The organism is Cryobacterium sp. CG_9.6 (assembly GCF_029893365.1).
Lineage (GTDB): Bacteria > Actinomycetota > Actinomycetes > Actinomycetales > Microbacteriaceae > Cryobacterium.
This window is the reverse complement of the sequence record NZ_JARXUZ010000001.1, coordinates 2,346,158-2,365,710: the sequence shown is the minus strand read 5'-3', so window position 1 is coordinate 2,365,710 and position 19,553 is coordinate 2,346,158. Positions and strand designations below refer to the sequence as shown.

22 protein-coding genes and 2 tRNA genes are annotated in these 19,553 nt (G+C 64.5%); 17 read left to right on the top strand and 7 right to left on the bottom strand.

Annotation, left to right across the window (positions count from 1 at the left end):
• Genes H4V99_RS10925 through H4V99_RS10915 form a run of 3 tightly spaced genes read left to right on the top strand, consistent with a single transcriptional unit; the run spans window position 1 to window position 2,877 of the window.
• The gene (locus tag H4V99_RS10925) at window positions 1-1,536 is read left to right on the top strand and encodes an ATP-binding cassette domain-containing protein (RefSeq protein WP_280678190.1); all 1,536 of its coding nucleotides are present in this window, start codon (window positions 1-3) and stop codon (window positions 1,534-1,536) included.
• Complete coding sequence (locus H4V99_RS10920) at window positions 1,533-2,327, top strand: energy-coupling factor transporter transmembrane component T (RefSeq protein ID WP_280678188.1); 795 nt, start codon at window positions 1,533-1,535, stop codon at window positions 2,325-2,327. Before H4V99_RS10925 ends, H4V99_RS10920 begins: the two co-directional genes overlap by 4 nt.
• Window positions 2,314-2,877, top strand: coding sequence for an ATP-binding protein (locus H4V99_RS10915; protein ID WP_280678186.1), 564 nt, complete (start codon window positions 2,314-2,316; stop codon window positions 2,875-2,877). The genes H4V99_RS10920 and H4V99_RS10915 overlap by 14 nt, the downstream gene beginning before the upstream one ends.
• A 15-nt stretch (window positions 2,878-2,892) precedes the next feature.
• Here the strand turns inward: H4V99_RS10915 and H4V99_RS10910 are convergent, their stop codons facing one another.
• The 4 genes from H4V99_RS10910 to orn all read right to left on the bottom strand — a co-directional run bounded on the left by H4V99_RS10910 (window position 2,893) and on the right by orn (window position 5,326).
• The gene (locus H4V99_RS10910) at window positions 2,893-4,167 is read right to left on the bottom strand and encodes a hypothetical protein (protein ID WP_280678184.1); all 1,275 of its coding nucleotides are present in this window, start codon (window positions 4,165-4,167) and stop codon (window positions 2,893-2,895) included.
• 24 nt (window positions 4,168-4,191) lie between these two features.
• On the bottom strand, window positions 4,192-4,542 hold the full coding sequence (locus tag H4V99_RS10905) for a metallopeptidase family protein (RefSeq protein WP_280678183.1): 351 nt from the start codon (window positions 4,540-4,542) through the stop codon (window positions 4,192-4,194).
• Between the two features lie 42 nt (window positions 4,543-4,584).
• Window positions 4,585-4,660, bottom strand: a tRNA-His gene (locus H4V99_RS10900).
• 45 nt (window positions 4,661-4,705) lie between these two features.
• Window positions 4,706-5,326 carry an oligoribonuclease gene (gene orn / locus H4V99_RS10895; protein WP_280678181.1) on the bottom strand — a complete coding sequence of 207 codons (621 nt, stop codon included), beginning with the start codon at window positions 5,324-5,326 and terminating at the stop codon, window positions 4,706-4,708.
• A gap of 104 nt (window positions 5,327-5,430) precedes the next feature.
• Here orn and H4V99_RS10890 point away from each other — a divergent pair, with 104 nt between their 5' ends.
• Window positions 5,431-5,691: a thioredoxin family protein gene (locus H4V99_RS10890; RefSeq protein WP_280678179.1), complete on the top strand. Its 261-nt coding sequence runs from the start codon at window positions 5,431-5,433 to the stop codon at window positions 5,689-5,691.
• Window positions 5,692-5,748: 57 nt separating this feature from the next.
• Window positions 5,749-5,821, top strand: a tRNA-Arg gene (locus H4V99_RS10885).
• A 15-nt stretch (window positions 5,822-5,836) separates the two neighbouring features.
• On the opposite strand, the gene H4V99_RS10880 is transcribed toward H4V99_RS10885, so the two are convergent.
• On the bottom strand, window positions 5,837-6,037 hold the full coding sequence (locus H4V99_RS10880; RefSeq protein ID WP_280678177.1) for a hypothetical protein: 201 nt from the start codon (window positions 6,035-6,037) through the stop codon (window positions 5,837-5,839).
• A 180-nt stretch (window positions 6,038-6,217) separates the two neighbouring features.
• Here H4V99_RS10880 and H4V99_RS10875 point away from each other — a divergent pair, with 180 nt between their 5' ends.
• The 10 genes from H4V99_RS10875 (at window position 6,218) to nadE (ending at window position 17,031) form a co-directional block, all read left to right on the top strand.
• Window positions 6,218-7,720: a CoA-acylating methylmalonate-semialdehyde dehydrogenase gene (locus H4V99_RS10875; protein ID WP_280678175.1), complete on the top strand. Its 1,503-nt coding sequence runs from the start codon at window positions 6,218-6,220 to the stop codon at window positions 7,718-7,720.
• On the top strand, window positions 7,720-8,880 hold the full coding sequence (locus tag H4V99_RS10870; protein ID WP_280678173.1) for an acyl-CoA dehydrogenase family protein: 1,161 nt from the start codon (window positions 7,720-7,722) through the stop codon (window positions 8,878-8,880). Before H4V99_RS10875 ends, H4V99_RS10870 begins: the two co-directional genes overlap by 1 nt.
• Window positions 8,877-9,971 (top strand): enoyl-CoA hydratase/isomerase family protein, encoded by a 1,095-nt coding sequence (locus tag H4V99_RS10865; protein ID WP_280678171.1) that lies wholly within the window; start codon window positions 8,877-8,879, stop codon window positions 9,969-9,971. Before H4V99_RS10870 ends, H4V99_RS10865 begins: the two co-directional genes overlap by 4 nt.
• Before the next feature lie 13 nt (window positions 9,972-9,984).
• Window positions 9,985-10,905 carry a 3-hydroxyisobutyrate dehydrogenase gene (gene mmsB / locus H4V99_RS10860; protein WP_280678169.1) on the top strand — a complete coding sequence of 307 codons (921 nt, stop codon included), beginning with the start codon at window positions 9,985-9,987 and terminating at the stop codon, window positions 10,903-10,905.
• Between the two features lie 70 nt (window positions 10,906-10,975).
• Window positions 10,976-11,755, top strand: coding sequence for an electron transfer flavoprotein subunit beta/FixA family protein (locus H4V99_RS10855; protein WP_280678167.1), 780 nt, complete (start codon window positions 10,976-10,978; stop codon window positions 11,753-11,755).
• Between the two features lie 10 nt (window positions 11,756-11,765).
• A complete protein-coding gene (locus tag H4V99_RS10850; protein ID WP_280678165.1) occupies window positions 11,766-12,734 on the top strand; it encodes an electron transfer flavoprotein subunit alpha/FixB family protein in 969 nt (322 codons plus the stop codon).
• A 64-nt stretch (window positions 12,735-12,798) separates the two neighbouring features.
• The gene (locus tag H4V99_RS10845) at window positions 12,799-13,746 is read left to right on the top strand and encodes a cytochrome b/b6 domain-containing protein (RefSeq protein WP_280678163.1); all 948 of its coding nucleotides are present in this window, start codon (window positions 12,799-12,801) and stop codon (window positions 13,744-13,746) included.
• A 58-nt stretch (window positions 13,747-13,804) separates the two neighbouring features.
• Entirely contained in the window at window positions 13,805-14,323 is a 519-nt protein-coding gene (locus tag H4V99_RS10840; protein ID WP_280680081.1) for a MarR family transcriptional regulator, read from the top strand.
• Between the two features lie 109 nt (window positions 14,324-14,432).
• On the top strand, window positions 14,433-16,154 hold the full coding sequence (locus tag H4V99_RS10835) for an AMP-binding protein (protein ID WP_280678160.1): 1,722 nt from the start codon (window positions 14,433-14,435) through the stop codon (window positions 16,152-16,154).
• Window positions 16,155-16,209: 55 nt separating this feature from the next.
• Window positions 16,210-17,031: an ammonia-dependent NAD(+) synthetase gene (gene nadE, locus H4V99_RS10830; RefSeq protein ID WP_280678158.1), complete on the top strand. Its 822-nt coding sequence runs from the start codon at window positions 16,210-16,212 to the stop codon at window positions 17,029-17,031.
• Window positions 17,032-17,113: 82 nt separating this feature from the next.
• On the opposite strand, the gene H4V99_RS10825 is transcribed toward nadE, so the two are convergent.
• Together H4V99_RS10825 and H4V99_RS10820 are read right to left on the bottom strand one after the other, a co-directional pair.
• Window positions 17,114-17,911, bottom strand: a complete 798-nt coding sequence (locus tag H4V99_RS10825; RefSeq protein WP_280678156.1) for a hypothetical protein — start codon at window positions 17,909-17,911, stop codon at window positions 17,114-17,116.
• 72 nt (window positions 17,912-17,983) lie between these two features.
• The gene (locus H4V99_RS10820) at window positions 17,984-18,223 is read right to left on the bottom strand and encodes a DNA mismatch repair protein (protein WP_280678154.1); all 240 of its coding nucleotides are present in this window, start codon (window positions 18,221-18,223) and stop codon (window positions 17,984-17,986) included.
• Between the two features lie 244 nt (window positions 18,224-18,467).
• Here H4V99_RS10820 and H4V99_RS10815 point away from each other — a divergent pair, with 244 nt between their 5' ends.
• Window positions 18,468-19,004 carry a single-stranded DNA-binding protein gene (locus tag H4V99_RS10815; RefSeq protein ID WP_280678152.1) on the top strand — a complete coding sequence of 179 codons (537 nt, stop codon included), beginning with the start codon at window positions 18,468-18,470 and terminating at the stop codon, window positions 19,002-19,004.
• Window positions 19,005-19,037: 33 nt separating this feature from the next.
• Window positions 19,038-19,553: a hypothetical protein gene (locus tag H4V99_RS10810; RefSeq protein ID WP_280678150.1), complete on the top strand. Its 516-nt coding sequence runs from the start codon at window positions 19,038-19,040 to the stop codon at window positions 19,551-19,553.

Genomic DNA, 19,553 nt, shown 5'->3' with positions numbered 1-19,553 from the left:
ATGACCACGATCATCTCCGATACCCGGGTCACCCCCGCCCGCATCACGGCCCGCGGCTGGGGCTGGCGGCACGCCGGCCGTTCCCGACCGGCCGTGTCGGCCCTCGACCTCGATATTGCACCGGGGGAGCGCGTGCTCCTTCTCGGGCCCAGCGGGGCCGGAAAGAGCACTCTGATGCACGCGCTTGCCGGCGTGCTCGGTGATGACGAGGACGGTGACTCCGCAGGCGACCTGCTGGTCGACGGTCGACGCGCTGCGGATGCCCGTGGCCGGGTTGGGTTGGTTCTGCAAGACCCCGATTCCCAGGTGGTTCTGGCACGAATCGGCGATGACGTGGCGTTTGGCTGTGAGAACCTTGCGGTTCCCCGTGCCGAGATCTGGCCGCGAGTGCGGGCCGCCCTGGCGGCCGTGGGGCTGGACCTGCCCCTGGACCACCCCACGTCTGCGCTGAGCGGGGGTCAGAAGCAGCGTTTGGCCCTCGCCGGGGTTCTCGCCATGTCGCCGGGGCTTCTACTGCTCGATGAGCCCACCGCCAACCTCGACCCGGCCGGTGTGGTTGAGGTTCGGGATGCGGTGGTGCGGGGACTCGACCGCTCCGGCGCAACGCTCATTGTCATTGAGCATCGCGTAGCGGTGTGGCAAGACGGGGTGGACCGGGTGATTGTGCTGGACCCCGCCGGTGGGGTGATGGCCGACGGCCCCACCGCGCAGGTGCTGGCCAACGAGGGGGAACGCCTGTCACGGGCCGGTGTCTGGGTACCCAACGTGGCACTGCAATTGCCGGTTCGACGGGCCCGCCCGGCGGAGACGGGAGACCTCCTGCTCCACGCGGAGGAGCTGATGGTGGGCCGGGTGCCGTTCGCGCGTCGGCGGGCCGAGGTCGTGGCTCGGGACATTACCCTCGACATCCGCTCGGGGCTTGCCACCGCCGTGACCGGTCCCAACGGTGCGGGCAAGTCGACCCTCGCGCTCACCCTCGCCGGGCTCCTCGCGCCAGCCGGGGGAACGCTTGCGGCCGGGTCAGCTCTGGCTAACGGTGTCGGTTCGCACCCCGTGCGCTGGCGCTCCACGCAGCTGCTCACCCGGATTGGCACCGTCTTTCAAGACCCCGAACACCAGTTTTTAGCCGCCACGGTGCGCGATGATCTGGCCATCGGACCGCGCGCGCTGCACCTGAGCGTGGCCGAACAGACCACTCGCGTGGATGAGCTTCTGCAACGGCTGCGGCTGGACCACCTGGCTGAGGCGAACCCGTTCACCCTCTCGGGCGGGGAAAAGCGGCGACTCTCCGTGGCAACGGTGTTGGCCACCCGGCCTCGCCTGCTCGTGTTGGACGAGCCCACTTTTGGGCAGGATTCCCGCACCTGGCAGGAGCTCGTGCTGCTCCTCGCCGAGCTGCTCGACGATGGAACCGCACTCGTTGCTGTCACCCACGATGAGCAGTTCGTGCGGACCCTCGCCGACGTGAACTGTGTGTTGCCCGCCCGGCTGGCGAACGATTCACTGCCGAACGACTCGCTGGTGGACGCCCCGTGAGCCTGCTGACACCCACCATTCGCCCGAGCGCGGTGGCTCGACTGAACCCGGTGGCCAAACTCGCGGTGGCCCTGATCGTGAGCTGCGCCCTACTACTGTCGATTGACTGGGTCTCCGCCGGCGTAGCGCTGCTGCTTGAGGGTGTACTTCTCCTCTGGTGCGGCCTCAGCGCCCGGCAATTCTGGCTGCGCACGGCACCGGTCTGGATCGCTGCACCCCTCGCCGCCCTGACCACGGTGCTGTACGGTCAGGATTCCGGAACCACCCTGTGGCAGGCGGGATTCGTCACGGTAACGGAGGGTTCCGTGGCGCTCGGACTCGCAATCGGCCTCCGCGTTCTGGCGATCGGACTGCCGGGCATCGTCTTGCTGGCCACCACGGACCCCACCGACCTCGCCGACGGCCTCGCCCAGGTGCTGCGGTTGCCGGCCCGCTTCGTTTTGGGTGGCCTAGCCGGGTTGCGGCTCGTGGGAATGTTCATTGAGGACTGGCGATCCCTGGCCCTCGCCCGGCGCGCACGCGGTGTGGGAGATGGTGGGGGAGTGTCCGGTGCCGTGAAGCGTTTTCTGGGGCCGGCCTTCGCCCTGCTCGTGATCTCCGTGCGGCGTGGGAGCAAGCTCGCCACCGCCATGGAGGCACGCGGCTTCGGCTCCGACGACCCTCGAACCTGGGCACGGGAATCCGTTGTGGGCGTGGGGGACGCGATTCTTGTGGGTATCGGGTGTGCCATTGCCGGAATCGCCATCGGGGTTGCCGTCTGGGCAGGAACGTGGAGCTTTGTCCTCGCCTGAAGCGGCGGCACTATGCCTGCTCACACCGGTGCTCAGGGCGCTGCAGACCGCGCCGCCGCAGACGGTCGTGCTGATCGACGGACCAAGTGGTGCGGGCAAGAGCACGTTAGCGGATGCCCTCCAGCGCGCCTGGCCGACGGACACGGTCCCGACCGTCGTGCGCCTCGACGATATCTACCCCGGCTGGGGTGGTCTCGACGCAGCGAGTGGGCATCTCGGCCGGTACGTTCTGCGTCCACGCCGCGAGGGAAACCCGGCTACCTGGCAACGCTACGACTGGACCACCCGGCAGCAGGCTGAGTGGACGCCGGTTGCTGCGGACCGTCCGCTGATCGTGGAGGGCTGTGGCACCCTGGCGGCGGCGCACGTGCCCCTCAGTGACATTCGGGTGTGGATCGGCGCCGACGACGCGCTGCGCAAGGCCCGTGCGCTCAGCCGGGACGGCGAGATGTTTCGGGAGCACTGGGACCAGTGGCAGCAGCAGTGGGTGGCATACTGCGCACGGGAATCCCCGGAACGCTCGGCGAGCATCCGCTTAGCCGCCCGTTAGGCGCTACCGAAAAAGTCAGCGCGACTCGAGCAGCGCCGTAATCAGCGGCACGGGGTGCAGCAGACGCCAGCCCGGACCCGGGTCGGGAATGGTGCGATCCAACTTGAGCGTGGAAGAGGTCTCGCCGGCGGTGCCGTCCACGGTGATACGGCCCACGACCGTTCCACCGCGTGCCGTGGTCACCGGTTCCACCTCGATGGTGGGTTGCACGGGTTCGGCGGCCTGCCAGGCGAACGTGGTCTTGGAGAGCCCCACCGTTCCCGAGGAGGACGCGCCCCACGCCGTGTCAAACCGCACGTAGGCATCACCCTTGTGCAGAATGGGCTGCTCGGACACACCGTTCGTGGCGCTGGTCATGAGTGCCGCCAGATCGGCGTCGAGGGTGGTGTAGTCGGGTTCGCCCACGAATGCACCGGCGAAGGCAAAGGTCTTGTCGCCGTCCACGACCTGGGCGGTAAAGAGAAAGCACACCCCGGCGGCATCGGTGTAGCTGCGCGAAATACCGGTGATTCCGAGCTCAGGCAGGTACGCCGTGGTGTTGTCAATACCGCGCCGGTCGGCCAAAGCGGATGCCGGACTGGCCAGAATCGACGAGATCACCGGGTGGGCAGCGGCCAGGCCGGCCAAGCCCGCGAGGTCTGTGCCGGTGCCCACGCTGCGCTCCTGCAAGCCGGTCGCGTCGACCACGGTCGTGTCGTCAAAACCCTGCGCGGCGAGCCAGAGCGTGGCTGCCTCCACGTAGGCATCAACAGACCCAAATGCCCACCGGGCAATGGTGTCGGCGTGGTTGTTGCTGGAGCCCAGGAGCATGGCCTGGAGGAGTTCCTGCTCGCTCCAGACCTCGCCCTGAAAGACGGTGACGGACCGCGCCCCGCGGGCGGTGTAGTCCAGATAGCTCTGATAGTCCGCGGTGGTGAGGGTGACGCCGGGACCGGCTTCACCGGCCTCCAGCGGCTTGGCATCCAAAACCACCAGGGCCGTGATGACCTTGGCAATGGAGGCGAGGGGGAGCGGAGTCGTGCTGCCGGCTGCCGCAATGGGCGTGGCAGGCACGGCCAGAGGGGTAATGGCACCGGTCTCGTCTACGCTCAGCGCGGTCACCGCACTGGTACCGGCCGCAGGAAGCGCCGGAGGGCTCACGTTTGCGTCCGCCGCGGGCGGCGAAAGAAGTGTCGTCTCGGCCTCCGGAAGCGGGCCAAGGAGGGTGGCGGGGCCGTAGACGCCAACAGCAAGAATGGCTGCGGTTCCCACCAGCATGGCCACGAATCGACCGGGGCGGAATCTACTCATGCGTCAAGGCTAACCCCGCGCCCGCTAACCCCAGCCGAGCTCGTGCAGCCTGTCGTCGTCAATGCCATAAAAGTGTGCGATCTCGTGCACGAGGGTGATGTGGATCTGGTCGCGCAGTTCGTCGAGGTCGGCGCACATCGAGAGGAGCGGTTCGCGGTAGAGCACGATCCGGTCCGGCATCTCGCCAAACCCGTACTGGCCGCGCTCGGTGAGGGCGACCCCGTCGTATAGTCCCAGCAGATCAAGGGAGCCGTCTTCGGGTCGCGTCTCCACGACAAAGATGATGTTGTCGAGTCCGTCAACCATGTCGTCGGGCAGCAGATCGAGCTCGTCCACAACAAGACGCTCGAATTCGGACTCGTCGAGGCTCAGCATCCGTTCAACGTTCGGTGAGCGCGTGAGCGAACCGGAACTACATGGGGTGAGTAACGGGGATTGAACCCGCGACCTCCTGGACCACAACCAGGCGCTCTGCCAACTGAGCTATACCCACCATGAGTCTTCCACTCCGAGGAGCAAAGGCAACTCATGAAGTCTATTACACCGACGGACCGAAGTTCGACACAACATTCTCGGATTGTGCCTTTGCCTCGTCGCTCGAGGGTCCAGGATCGGTGACAAACACGGTCTGGCGGTAGTACGCCAGCTCGCGAATCGACTCGAGAATGTCCGCCAGGGCGCGGTGCCCACCATCCTTCGTGGGCGCATTGAAGTACACCCGCGGATACCAGCGACGGGCGAGCTCCTTGATCGAGGAGACGTCCACGTTGCGGTAGTGCAGGTGTTTGTCGAGCCGCGGCATGTAGCGCGTCAAAAAGGCACGGTCGGTGCCGATGGAGTTTCCGGCCAGAGGGGCCTTCTGGTCCTCGGGGATGAACTTGAGGATGTACTCAATCACCTGGAACTCGGCCTCGGCCGCACTGACACCGTTGGGGATCTCGTCGATCAACCCCGAGGTGGTGTGCATGTTGCGCACAAAATCGCCCATGTTTTCCAGCGCCGAGGGGTCGGGCTTAATGATGATGTCGAGTCCCGGGTCGATCACGTTGAGGTCGTAGTCGGTGATGACCACCGCAATCTCCACGAGTTCGTCTCTATCCAGATCGAGTCCGGTCATTTCACAGTCGATCCAGACGAGCCGGTCCTTGCTTTTTATCATGGCCCAAGTCTAACCGGGACCGGTTGGGGCCTGACAATAGCCCGGTCGACACGCTCCCGAATACTAAACTGGAACGGATGCCGACCGCTCACGAAAGAGACTCGATGCACTTCACCCTGTATACCTCCGCGTTTTGTGAGCCCTGCGCTCAGACCAGAGCCGTGCTCGCCGAGGCACACCGCCTGATACCGCGAGCAACCTTCGTGGAACTCGATGTCGCCGCGCACGGTGAGGAGGCCGAGGCGAATGTTGTTCGCAATACCCCCACGGTGATCATCACCAGGGACGACGGCACGGAGGTCTACCGTGCACACGGTGTCCCCACCCTCGATCAGGTGCTGGTGGCGGCCGCCAAGGCACTGTAATAACACCCCGCGTAACCATCACCCCCGCTTACTGGGGTAACCTTGTACAGCTTTCTCGCCCCCGTAGCTCAGTGGATAGAGCAGCGGCCTTCTAATCCGCTTGTCGTTGGTTCGATTCCAACCGGGGGCACACGAGACACCAGCGCTACCGCCGAGTATTCAGCAGGTGGATGGCGATACCGACAAAGAGTTGAAACCCGATCCCGGTCAGCATGCGCGACTTGGCCTTCTTGCCGGCGCCGCTCACCTGGGGAACAACCTTGCCGGACAGCTTCTTCAGCCAGTTCGGAAGCTCGGGGAGCATGTGCCGTTCCATGCCGGGCGGGTCGTCGTCGCGGTCATTCATCGGTGCACGTCCATTCTGTCGAGAAGGCCTACAAATACGCTACCGCGCCCGAGCGCCGAGCGTGAAGATCACGTGCGAACACCCAGCTAAGAAACATGAAAGTCCTAGTAATTAGTTGCACTTCCTAGTACATTGACGTCAGGCGGTCACCACGGCGGTGACACGAAGGGCAGTGACTCAATGGTTCGCGAATTGACGCATTTCATCGGTGGCCAACATGTGGCCGGCACGTCGGGACGCTTCAGTGATGTCTTTGATCCGAATACCGGCCTCGTTCAGGCCAGAGTTCCACTGGCGAGCACCGCCGAGGTTGAGGCGGCCATCGCCAATGCCGCAGAGGCCCAGCTCGTGTGGGGTGCGTGGAACCCGCAACGTCGCGCCCGCGTCCTGCTGAAATTCCTGGACCTCATCGCTAAAGACATGGATTCCCTGGCCCGACTGCTCTCCTCCGAGCATGGCAAGACCGTGGCCGACGCGCGGGGGGACATTCAACGCGGCGTCGAGGTTATCGAGTTCGCCGTGGGTGCCCCACATCTGCTGAAAGGCGAATACTCGGTGGGCGCCGGTACCGGAATCGACGTGTATTCCATGCGCCAGCCGCTGGGCGTTGTCGCCGGCATCACCCCCTTCAACTTTCCGGCCATGATTCCACTCTGGAAAATGGGCCCGGCCCTGGCTGCGGGCAACTCCTTCATTCTGAAACCCTCCGAACGTGACCCCTCCGTTCCCCTGCGCATCGCCGAGTTATTTCTGGAGGCAGGGCTTCCCGCCGGTGTTCTGAACGTTGTCAACGGTGACAAGGCGGCAGTGGATGCCCTCCTCACCGACGAGCGGGTCATGGCCATCGGTTTCGTGGGTTCAACGCCCATCGCCCAATACATTTACCAGACCGCAGCCGCCCACGGAAAGCGCGCGCAGTGCTTCGGCGGTGCCAAGAATCACATGATTGTGATGCCCGACGCCGACCTCGACCAGGTTGCGGACGCCCTGATGGGTGCCGGCTACGGCTCCGCCGGGGAACGCTGCATGGCCATCTCCGTTGCGGTCCCGGTGGGTGCCGAGACGGGCGATGCGCTCGCCGCCAAGCTCGCCGAACGCGTGGCGCACCTCACCGTGGGGCACTCCCTCGATGATGCCGCCGACTACGGACCGCTCATCAACCGGGACGCCGTCACCCGTGTCTCCGCGGCTATCCAGGCCGGCATCGACGCGGGCGCCACACTTCTGGCCGACGGTCGCGGCCACACCGTGGCCGGCTACGAGAATGGTTTCTTCCTCGGCCCGACGCTCTTTGACCATGTGCGCACCGACATGGAGCTGTACCGGGAAGAGATCTTCGGGCCGGTGCTGATCATCACCCGTGCCGACACCTACGAAGATGCCCTGGCGCTGGCTTCGGACCACAAGTACGGCAACGGAGTCTCGATTTTCACCCGTGACGGTGACACGGCTCGCGATTTTGCCGCCCGCGTCAACGTGGGAATGGTGGGCGTGAATGTGCCCATCCCGGTACCGATCGCGTACCACACCTTCGGCGGCTGGAAGAAGTCGGGATTCGGTGACCTGAACCAGCACGGCCCCGACTCCTTCCGGTTTTACACCAAGACCAAGACTGTCACCTCGCGCTGGCCGTCCGGCATCAAAGAGGGGGCGAGCTTCGTGATGCCGCTGATGCTCGAATGATGACCGCGCTCACCGAGGAGCAGCAGGCCATCGTCGAAGCGGTGCGCGACTTCTCCCAGTCCGCCCTGGCCCCGCACGCGGTCGAGTGGGACCAGACCAAGCATTTCCCGGTGGATGTGCTGCTGCAGGCCGGTGAAATCGGCCTCGGCGGCATCTATGCCCAGGAAGACGTGGGCGGGTCTGGCCTTAGCCGCAGCGATGCCGTGCTCATCTTTGAGGAGCTGGCCAAGGGTGACACCACCATTGCCGCCTACATCTCCATTCACAACATGGTGGTGTGGATGATCGACAGTTTCGGTACCGACGAACAGCGGCACCAGTGGGTTCCCCAGCTCGCCACCATGGAGCACCTCGGCAGCTATTGCCTCACCGAGCCTGACGCGGGCTCCGATGCCGCGGCGCTGTCGACATCCGCTGTCAGAGACGCCGACGAGTTCGTGCTCAACGGGGTGAAGCAGTTCATCTCCGGTGCCGGCACCTCCGCCGTGTACGTGGTCATGGCCCGTACCGGTGGCCCCGGACCCAAAGGCATCAGCGCCATCATTGTGCCGGCGGATGCCCCGGGCCTGTCGTTCGGCCCCAACGAGAAGAAGATGGGGTGGAACGCCCAGCCCACGCGGCAGGTCATTTTTGACAACGTGCGCGTGCCGGTGGCCAATCTGCTCGGCCGGGAGGGCGGCGGTTTTACGATCGCCATGAAGGGACTGAACGGTGGTCGCGTCAATATGGGCGCCTGCTCGCTCGGCGGTGCCCAGTGGGCGCTGGACAAAACCGTGCGCTATCTCACCGAGCGCAAGGCGTTCGGCAAGGCGCTCGCCGAGCAACAGTCTCTCGTGTTCACGATTGCCGACATGGAAACCGAGCTGCAGGCCGCTCGCGGGCTGCTGCACCGGGCGGCGCTCGCCATCGACAACGATGAACCCGACGCCGCAACCCTCTGCGCCATGGCCAAGCGCTTTGCAACGGATGCCGCCTTCACCGCCGCGAATTCGGCGCTACAGCTCCACGGCGGTTACGGATATCTGGCCGACTACGGCATTGAGAAGGTGGTGCGTGACCTCCGCGTGCACCAGATTTTGGAGGGGACGAACGAGATCATGCGACTGATCGTGGGTCGCGCCCTCCTCGAGGGCAGTGCGCCCACGAAGGGACAGTCATGAGCGAGCAGGACGACATTCTGATCACCCGCATGGGACACGCCGGGCACCTCACCCTCAATCGGCCGCGGGCCATCAACGCGCTCACGCACCCGATGGTGAAGCGGATGCAGTCCGCTCTCGACACCTGGGTCGACGACGAGTCGGTGCAGACAATTGTGCTCACCGGCAGCGGTGACCGTGGCCTGTGTGCCGGCGGTGACATTGTGACCCTCTACCGCGACGCCCAGTCCGGAGACGGCACGGCGTCGGCCCACTTCTGGGCCGATGAGTACCGGATGAACGCCGGCATCAAGCGTTACCCCAAGCCCTACGTTGCCCTGATGGATGGCGTTGTGCTGGGCGGCGGTGTGGGCGTCTCGGCGCACGGATCGCACCGAATCGTGACCGAGCGATCGAAGATCGGTATGCCCGAGACCGGGATCGGCTTCATCCCCGACGTGGGCGGTACCTGGCTGCTGGCACACGCCCCGGGTGAGCTCGGCACCTACCTGGCACTGACCGCCGTCACGGTGGGGGCGTCAGACGCCATCGCGCTGGGTCTGGCCGACACCTTCGTTCGGTCGGAGCGCATCCCCGAACTGCTCGGGCTGCTCGCCACGCTCTCGGCCGACGACGCCATTGCTGCCGTTTCTGAACCCGCCCCCGAATCGGAGCTGATGGCGGACCGGGACTGGATCGATGCGGCCTTCGCCGGGGACAGTGTGCCGGCGATCCTGGAGCGACTCGCGGTGCTGGCCCGACCGGTGCCGCGGGGCGCGGCGCAGGAGACGCTCGATCGAGTCACCTCGAAATCACCGATGGCACTGGCCGTCACGCTGGAGTCGCTCCGTCGGGCCGCGCGCCTCGAGTCACTGGAGGCCGCCGTGCAGCAGGAATACCGCGTGTCCCTCCGCGCCTTCAGCGCCCCGGACTTCGCCGAGGGTGTGCGCGCCCAGGTGATCGACAAGGATCGCTCGCCCCGCTGGAACCCGGCCACCAGCGCCGACGTGGACCCGGCAGCCGTGGCGGCGTATTTCGACCCGCTGGGAGATGCCGAGCTGCGCATTCTCGCCCACCAGACCGCGTCTCACGCGGCCCCGACACCGTCCTAGAAAAGAGACATCCATGACCACCTCGATCGCCTTTCTCGGACTCGGCCACATGGGCGGCCCCATGGCCGTCAACCTCATTGCGGCGGGCTACTCGGTCACCGGTTTTGATCTGCTTCCCGCGGCGGTGAGTTCGGCGCGCGCGGCCGGCATCACGGTGGCCCAGAGCGCAGCGGATGCCGTCGCATCCGCTGACATCGTCATCACCATGCTGCCCGCTGGTCGCCACGTCATCGCGGCGTACACGGGCACCGACGAGCAGCCCGGACTGCTGAGCATCGCGCGGCCCGGAACACTCTTCATCGATTCATCAACCATTGCCGTCGATGACGCCCGGGCCGCGCACGACCTGGCGGTTGCCGCCGGTCATCGCGGCATGGATGCGCCCGTATCGGGTGGCGTCGTGGGCGCCGAAGCCGGCACGCTCGCGTTCATGGTGGGCGGCTCGGACGAGGACTTTGCCACCGCTTTGCCGATACTCGAGGTCATGGGTAAGCGCATCGTGCACTGCGGAGAATCAGGGTTGGGGCAGGCCGCCAAGGTGTGTAACAACATGATTCTGGGGATCTCGATGATTGCCGTGAGTGAAGCATTTGTTCTGGGTGAAAAGCTTGGGCTGAGCCACCAGGCCCTGTTCGACGTGGCCTCGAATGCCTCCGGACAGTGCTGGGCGCTCACGACCAACTGCCCCGTGCCCGGACCGGTCGAAACGAGTCCGGCCAACCGTGATTACGCCCCTGGTTTCGCCGGCGCGCTGATGGCCAAGGATCTGGGTCTCGCCGAGCAGGCACTGGCCTCAACGGGCGTGCAGGCCGAGCTGGGATCACTGGCGAGCGCGATCTACCGGCGCTTCGCCGAGGGCAGCGGAGCCACAAGTGACTTCTCCGGAATCATCACGGATATTCGGGAACGCAGCTCGGCTCCTGGCGCCAGCTGACTTCCGCCGATCCCTCGTAATTAGTTGCACTTCCTAGTATATTGAGCACGGCAGAGACAAGGAGCAGCACGTGAAAATCGTTGTACTGGTGAAACAGGTTCCCGATACGTGGGGCGACCGAAAGTTGAACACCCAGACAGGTCTCGTGGATCGTGACGCCGTGGATCGCGTCATCGACGAGATCGGTGAACGCGCCCTCGAACTGGCTCTCAGCTATCGGGATTCCCATAAGGGGACCGAGGTGGTGGTGCTCTCCATGGGTCCGGCTTCCGTGACGACGGCGCTGCGCAAGGCGCTCTCGATGGGAGCCGACTCTGCCATTCACGTGCTCGATGATTCCCTCATTGGCGCCGACGTGGGTTGGACCGCTCAGGTTCTTGCTGCGGCCATCGCCCGCGCGGACTGCGACCTTGTCGTGGGGGGAAACGAATCCACCGACGGTCGCGGCGGCGTCATTCCGGCCATGATCGCCGAGCACCTCGGCCGCCCATACCTGGGCTGCGTGACTGCGGTCGACGTGACCGACTCCCAGGTGTCCGCAGAACGCAGCACCGAGAGCGGGCTGCTCCGGGCACACTGCGCTCTTCCGGCGGTCATCTCCGTGACCGAGTCGATGCCGGAGGCGCGATTCCCGAATTTCAAGGGCATCCTCACCGCCAAAAAGAAGCCCCTCGAGGTGCTGACCCTGGGGAACCTGGGCCTTGATCCGGCATCATCGTTTGCCCCCGCACGGTCGGTGGTCGTCACCACGAGTGCTCGTCCGGCGCGCAGCGCCGGAACCATCACGGTTGACACGGGCAATGCCGGCGTCGAACTGGCCGATTTTCTTGCTGCCGAACGTCTGATCTAGGGAAGCGCTCATGCCCACTATTGTGACCTTGATTGATCTCTCCGACGCGGGAGCGGTGGAGAACACCGCGGCCGGGCTGCTCGCTGCCGCCAGTCTGCTGGGTTCCCCCGTGGCCGTCGTCACCGTGGCCGCGGGGGCCGGCGCAGACATTGCGGCGGAACTCGGAAAAATCGGCGCTGACACGGTGTACCTGGTCGAGAGCGCCGGGGTGAACGGGGTGTTCGCACCGCAGACCGAAGCCCTTGCGGCTGCCGCCGCCACCTATTCGCCCGCGGCCATTCTGGTGTCTGGCACCGCAGCGGGCCGAGAAATTGCGGGGCGCACGGCCGTACGCCTGGGTGCTGGCCTGATCGTTGACGCTGTCGGAGTGCGGTTGGACGACGGCGTGATCGTCGCCGAACACTCCATCTTTGGCGGCGCCTACAACGTGGACTCCACGGTGCAGGGCGGGCTGGCCGTCGTCACCGTCCGTCCGGGAGCCATTGACGCCCGCGCGAGCGCGGTCACGCCCACCGTCACTCGCGCCACGGTGACCGCAGACGCATCTCGCTACGCGACCATCGACAGTGTCGAGGTGACCGAGGCAACGTCGACCCGTCCGGAACTTCGTGACGCCACCACGGTGGTATCCGGTGGTCGTGGCCTGGGTTCCAAGGAGAACTTCGCGCTCGTCGAACAGCTTGCCGATGCTCTCGGCGCTGCCGTGGGTGCCTCGCGGGCGGCCGTAGACGCGGGCTACGTTGTGCAGACCGCACAGGTGGGGCAGACCGGTGTGACGGTCTCGCCTCAGCTGTATATTGCCCTCGGTATTTCCGGGGCGATCCAACACCGGGCCGGCATGCAAACCGCCAAGACCATTGTTGCGATTAACAAGGACGCTGATGCGCCTATCTTCGAAGTAGCGGACTTTGGTATCGTCGGCGACGTCTTCACGGTTGTTCCTCAGCTCATCACGGCGCTGCGAGAGCGCACGACCTAGCGTCACCGGGTCGGCCTGCCGCGATTGACTCTGAACTGCATAAATTGGAAAGGCCCTCTGTCTCGTGACCCGCCCGGCAGCATCCGCTGCGCCCCCGTCAAAGCCGTCTACCCGTCGCTGGTTCAAGCTGGTGTGGATCATTCCCGTTTCACTGGCTGTACTCGTGGCCAGTGTGCTGGCTGCACAGTGGCTGCGAGAACTGGCACCGGTACGTGCTTTTATGGACCAATATCCGGGGGAGTCCACGCTCCCCGCGGATGCCCCGGTGGGGTTTCCGGCCTGGCTGGCCTGGCAGCACTTTCTGAGTTCGTTCTTTCTGCTTCTCATCATTCGCACCGGGTGGAATGTGCGCACCAACCGGCGCCCGGCGGCGTACTGGACGCGTCGTAACACCGGTCTGCTGCGCACGAAGAACCCTCCGCTGCGGATCAGTCTTGATTTGTGGCTGCACCTCAGTCTCGATGCGCTCTGGGTGCTCAACGGCCTGGTGTTTTACGTTTTGATCTTCAGCACGGGGCAGTGGACTCGCATTGTGCCCGTGCACTGGGATGTCTTCCCGAACGCGCTCTCGGCAGCGCTGCAGTACGCGTCGCTGAATTGGCCCACCGAGAACGGCTGGGTCAACTACAACGCCCTGCAATTGCTGGCCTACTTCTCGGTTGTCTTCATCGCATCGCCGCTGGCGCTTATCACCGGCTTGCGCCTCTCGGGCGCGTGGCCGCGGAACACGACGCGACTGAATGCCCTCTACCCCCTCCGGGTTGCACGGGCTGTGCACCTACCCGTCATGTACTTCTTCGTGGCCTTCATCGTGGTGCACGTGACCCTCGTGTTGTCGACGGGAGCGCTGCGCAATCTCAACCACATGTACGCGGTGCGCAACGACGAGTCCTGGGTGGGGTTCTGGTTCTTTGCCGCCTCTGTCGTTGTCATGGTGGTGGCGTGGGTGCTGATGCGTCCGGTGGTCCTACGTCCAATTGCCGCACTGACCGGCTCCGTCAGCCGGCGTTAGTGCGCAGGCAGGGTAGCGTTTAGCGAAAATGAAAGGACTGCCGGTGACACCGCTACCGATGGATCCCATCGCGGAGGCCAAGCGTCAGTGGCTGGCGCATGGCTGGGATGATGCTGCGGACGGCATGGCGGCCGTCACGAGCATCATGCGCGCGCAGCAGCTCATGCTCGCGCGGGTGCAGTTGAGCCTCAAGCCTTTTGGACTTTCCTTTGCCCGCTTCGAGATGCTCGCGCTCCTGAGTTTCACCCGAGGTGGTTCGCTGCCCATGGCCAGTGCGAGCGCTCGGTTGCAGGTTCACCCCACCAGCGTCACGAACACCGTCGATCGGCTGGAGCGTGACGGCCTCGTGCGCCGGGAACCCCACCCCACCGATGGTCGGGCAACCCTGGTGGTGATCACCGAGGCCGGGCGGATCCTCGTGGGGGAGACATCCGTTCGGTTGAATGCCGACGTCTTCTCGAAACCGGGACTGTCCTCGGGGGATGTCACCGGCCTCGTGCGTATTCTGGCGCGGTTGCGGCGAGACTCGGGGGATTTTAGCGACCCGGCACCCGCGCCGGTGCCGCTTTCCGACTGACGCACCAATTAGTAGGAAGCCCTCGTTTTTTCTCGTCCGCGCCCACTAGATTGAGCACTGCGGCACTGCTGCCGTGGAATTCTGCACGAGTTTCCAGGAGATGACAACGATGACCCACCTCACGACCGGCACAGCGAGCACGAGCACCACCAACTATCGGGTGGCCAGAGACCAACTGCTCGGACTGCGCCAGGACCACGATCGGGCGGCCGAGGAATTTGTCTGGCCCGATGTTGGCCAGGCCTTCAACTGGGCCACGGACTGGTTTGACGTCATCGCCCAGGGCAACGACAAGATCGCCCTGTGGATCGTCGAGGAAGACGGCAGCGAACAGAAGATCAGCTTTGCCGACATGTCCCGGCGCTCCGATCAGGTTGCCACCTGGTTGCGAACGCAGGGTGTTCAGCACGGAGACCACGTGATGCTCATGCTCGGAAATCAGGTGGAGCTCTGGGAGGCGATGCTCGCAATCATGAAGCTCGGGGCCGTGATCCTGCCCACCTCCACCGTTCTGGGCACGGCTGACCTGGCTGATCGTGTGAGTCGAGCGCGGGTGCATCACGTTCTTGCCAATGTGGATGATGCGCCGAAGTTCGATGAGGTTGCCGGCGACTACACCCGTATCTGCATCGGTGGCGCGATACCCGGGTGGATCGCCTACTCCGACGCGGACGAGGTGACCCCCGAGAAGCTGTCCGCGGTCGTGGCGTCGAATGATCCCTCGCTCATCTACTTCACCTCCGGAACCACGAACAAGCCCAAAATGGTGTTGCACACGCAGACGTCCTATCCCGTGGGTCACCTCACCACGATGTACTGGCTGGGACTGCGGCCCGACGACGTGCACCTCGCCATCAGCTCACCCGGGTGGGGCAAGCACGCCTGGAGCAGCTTCTTTTCGCCGTGGATCGCCGAGGCCACGGTCTTCGTCTACAACTACGTCAAGTTTGATCCGAAGGCGCTCCTCGGCCAGCTGGATCGCGCCCGGGCAACGTCCTTCTGTGCCCCGCCCACGGTGTGGCGCATGCTGATTCAGTCCGACCTGGGCGCTAAGCCACAGAGCCTGCGTGAACTGCTGTCTGCCGGTGAACCCCTCAACCCCGAGGTCATCAAGCAGGTGCAGCGTTCGTGGGGACTCACGATTCGAGATGGCTACGGTCAGACGGAGACCACCGCCATTGTGGGGCACGGCCCCGGGTCAACCATGAAGCACGGCTCCATGGGACTGCCCTTGCCGGGAGTCGTGCTGGTGCTGCTTGACCCCATCACCGGTGCGCTGGCCGACGAGGGCGAGATCTGCCTCGACCTCGCGCACACGCCGGTCAACCTGATGGCCAGATATCACGACGACATCGAGCGCAGTGCCGACGCGATTCGCGACGGGTTCTTTCACACGGGTGATGTGGCACGGCGGGATGCCGACGGGTGCCTCACGTTCATTGGCCGCACCGATGACGTGTTCAAGTCATCGGACTTCAAGGTTTCACCGTTTGAGGTGGAGAGCGTGCTTCTGGAGCACCCGGCTGTGGCCGAAGCCGCCGTCGTTCCGGCCCCCGACGCCACGCGCCTGAACATACCGAAGGCCTACATCGCGCTCGCCGCCGGGTGGGACGACAATGCGGACACCGCACTCGCCGTGCTGCGCCACGCCCGGCTGAGCCTGCCGCCGTACATGCGCGTGCGCCGGGTGGAATTTTTCGACCTCCCCAAAACCAGCTCCGGCAAGATTCGCCGGGTGGAACTGCGGCTCCGTGAGGAATCGGCAGCCGCCGAGGGGACGACACTCCGCGACGAATGGCGTGACGACCAGTTTCCGGAACTCAAACGCTAGGCGGGTTCCAAGCTGGCGGCCCACGAAGAGCAGACCGTGGTTGGTAGATTGAAACATGCGAGAACTTCAGGCGCGAATCATCGCGGACCTCAACGTTTCATCCACCATTGATCCGGCCGCCGAAGTACGGCGCCGTGTCACCTTTCTCAAGGACTACCTGCGCAGCACCGGTGCGACAGGGTTCGTGCTCGGTATCAGCGGGGGCCAAGACTCCTCCCTCGCCGGGCGACTCTGTTCTCTGGCCGTCGCGGAACTCAGGAGCGAGGGGCTGGATGCCACCTTCCTCGCCGTCCGGCTACCGTATGCGGTGCAGCGGGATGAGGCGGATGCCCAACTCGCCCTCGATTTCATCGCACCCACCGAGGCGGTCACCGTCAATATCGAACAATCCGTCGTGGGATTCGAAGAACAGTACCTGGTGAGTACGGGAACGCCCATGTCGGACTTCACGAAGGGCAACGTGAAGGCCAGGGCACGCATGATTGCGCAGTTTGCCCTTGCGGGCCAGCGCGGATTCCTCGTTGTGGGTACCGATCACGCCGCGGAGGCCGTCACGGGATTCTTCACCAAATACGGCGACGGAGGCACCGATGTGCTGCCGCTGACCGGGCTCAACAAGCGGCAAGGACTGGCCCTGCTGAAGGAACTCGGTGCACCCGAACAGCTTTACCTCAAGCTGCCCACAGCAGACCTCCTCGATCACAACCCCGGCCAGACGGACGAGGCCAATCTTGGTCTCACCTACGCAAGCATCGACGACTACCTGGAGGGTAAGTCGGTAACCGAGGAGGTCGCCGAAGCCATTGAGGTGCGCTACCTGGCGACCGAGCACAAACGCCGGGTTCCGCCGTCACTCTTCGACGACTGGTGGCGGTAGCTCGGTAGCTCGGTACCGCCGTAGTTCGGTACCGCTGTAGTTCGGTACCGCTGTAGTTCAGAAGCGCCGCAGTTCAGAAGAGCTAGGAGGCCGTGGGGCCCTGCCGAACGTCAAGGGCTTCAACGTCATCGAGCAGACGCTGAGTGTCGGTTGACGCGGCGGAGCGCGTGTAGGCCTGAGTGGGAGCCGCGTATCCACCGTTGTTGACGGGAGCTACGGTGATCGGCGCGTACTGTGCGGTGGTCGCCGAGGCGCCGGTTGAATCCACGGTCTGTGCGCTGGCGCTGCTGCCGCCCGTACCCTTGCTCCCCGCACTGAACTGGTCGTGATGCTGTTGCGCCACCCACGCGTCCTGCTCGGCCAGAAGACTCTTATCGGAGTGCGAATTCTGCAACACCCAGCGGTCCAGGTCCCCCTGGAAAATCTTGCGAGCGCGCGCGGGTCGCTTCTGCCAATCGATCAGACGGTCGCGAAACTCCAGCAGAGCCGGCTCAAGCTGATAGCCGAACGTGGCCGAGGTGCGCTTCAGCTCGGCAAGCTGGTGGGCGGCCCAGTTTGCAGCAACACCGGAGCCCTTCACCGGGAGCAGTCGCACCTGAATGTCGGCCTGACCAACGGCCCGGTCGCTCATCACCTGTTCCTGCGGGGTCAGTGAATTCCACACGGATGCCTCGGTTGCGGCGTCGACGAGGGTTGCGATTGCTGCGGTGCGAATCTCGCGATCGCGCTGATCGAGCAGTCGACGAAGCGTGGCTCGGAAGATGAGCGCGGTGATAACGCTTGCCACGACAATCGCGATCACGAACACGAGTGCGCTGAAAACAACGGGCTCGGTGCTGACGGCCGTCAGCCAGGATACGAACTTATTCCACAATTCCATGAGCCGCACTTTACCTGCGTGTGACGACGAATCTCGGCAACCGGTCGGCGTGCCTTCTCGATTTGCGACAAATCATCGAAAGCAGTCTGCGGCGTCGTCGAGACGGCAGAACAGGCCCACCGGAACCAAGCGCGAGGCGAAGACCAGGCGACGCGCCTCGAATCGGTCACCCCCGGGTTCGGCCTGGCGCTCAATGTGGCCAAGAACAGCACTGGAGCGACTTACCACCCGCCAGAGGTCGCTTCGCACCGGCAGGAGCATCACGGGTGCGGCTGACGCAGGGCCGGTATGCGGGGATCGTTCATTGATCATGTCTGCCTCCGAAATGGTGTCCGTGGGTCTTTGTTCGACAGTAAGAGGGACCACCGACACTGGCGCGAGACTGCCTCAGTCCTCCACAATCGACAGCTGCCCGTGGTTGTGCACCAGAGCCCCATCGCCTCGGCATGGGCGGTGGATTGGTTACACACTCGTTCTGTGCGACCCGGGCAGGCAATTACGGCACGAGTGGCCTTCCCGGGTCGCACTCCACAATTCAGCGAAAAAGGGAGCTCGCATGTACGACACCATTACCCTGCTCGGCGTTATCGCCACCGAACCCCAACATCAGGTGAAGTCGGGGCTTCCCATCACGTCGTTCCGGCTGGCGTCCGGGCAGAGCCGATTCGATCGGGCCACACAATCCTGGGTGCAGTCGGAGACCAACTGGTATTCGGTCTCCACCTATCGCCAGCTCGCTCTCAATACCCGATTGTCCCTGTATAAAGGAGAACACATCGTTATCGTGGGGCGGTTGAAGGTGCACGAGTGGTCGAAAGGTGACCGCAGTGGCACCTCCATCGATGTGGACGCCGATGCGCTGGGTCCTGACCTCACCTGGTGCACCACAAATTCCGTGCGCACAGCAGTGCAGCGCACACCAGTCGAACGCACCACCGTGTCGACGCCGCCACGTGAGGCTCTGGGTCCGGGTCAGCAGCCAGGTCAGCAGCAGTCGGAGCACCTCGTCACCGCACCAAACGGTGTCGGCGACGGCTTTCTGCCGTCCGACGAGGCCGGATCCTTCGATCGGCTCGCCGCCCTAGACTCATAGCACGCCCACGAATGTGGCTGTGAAAGGACGCGAATGCTCACTGCACAACACGCGCACCGTTCACGGCTTCTGGTGGGGTCAGCGCTTCTCCTCATGGCGCTGCCCCTGTCTGCATGCAGCGCAGCATCCCCGTCACCGAGTTCGTCGCCCAGCGCGACGGCAACCGCAGGTTCTGATGTACCGGCCAGCACACCCCCAACAGAGACACCCGCTCCCGCATTGAGCCTTCAGCCGGAGCAGTCCGCAGCGGCCAATCTGGAGTTCTTTGACTCCATCGCGAGTGCGGTGGCCGCAACCAACCCTGCAGACGGTCGAGCCTATATTGATGCGCTCGTGGGGGCTGGCTTTGACAAGACAGCGATGCAGCTCACCTTTGACCGCACACCCACAGACCTGGCTGCGGACTCCGTGCAATTCTCGGTGTTGTTCAATGACGAGTGCCTGATCGGGCAGTTCGGTCCGGCTTCCGGGGGGTACCAGAGCCTTGTGGCACCCGTCCTCGCATCCGGAACGTGTCTTTTTGGGGTCACGCGCCAAATAGACTGGTAA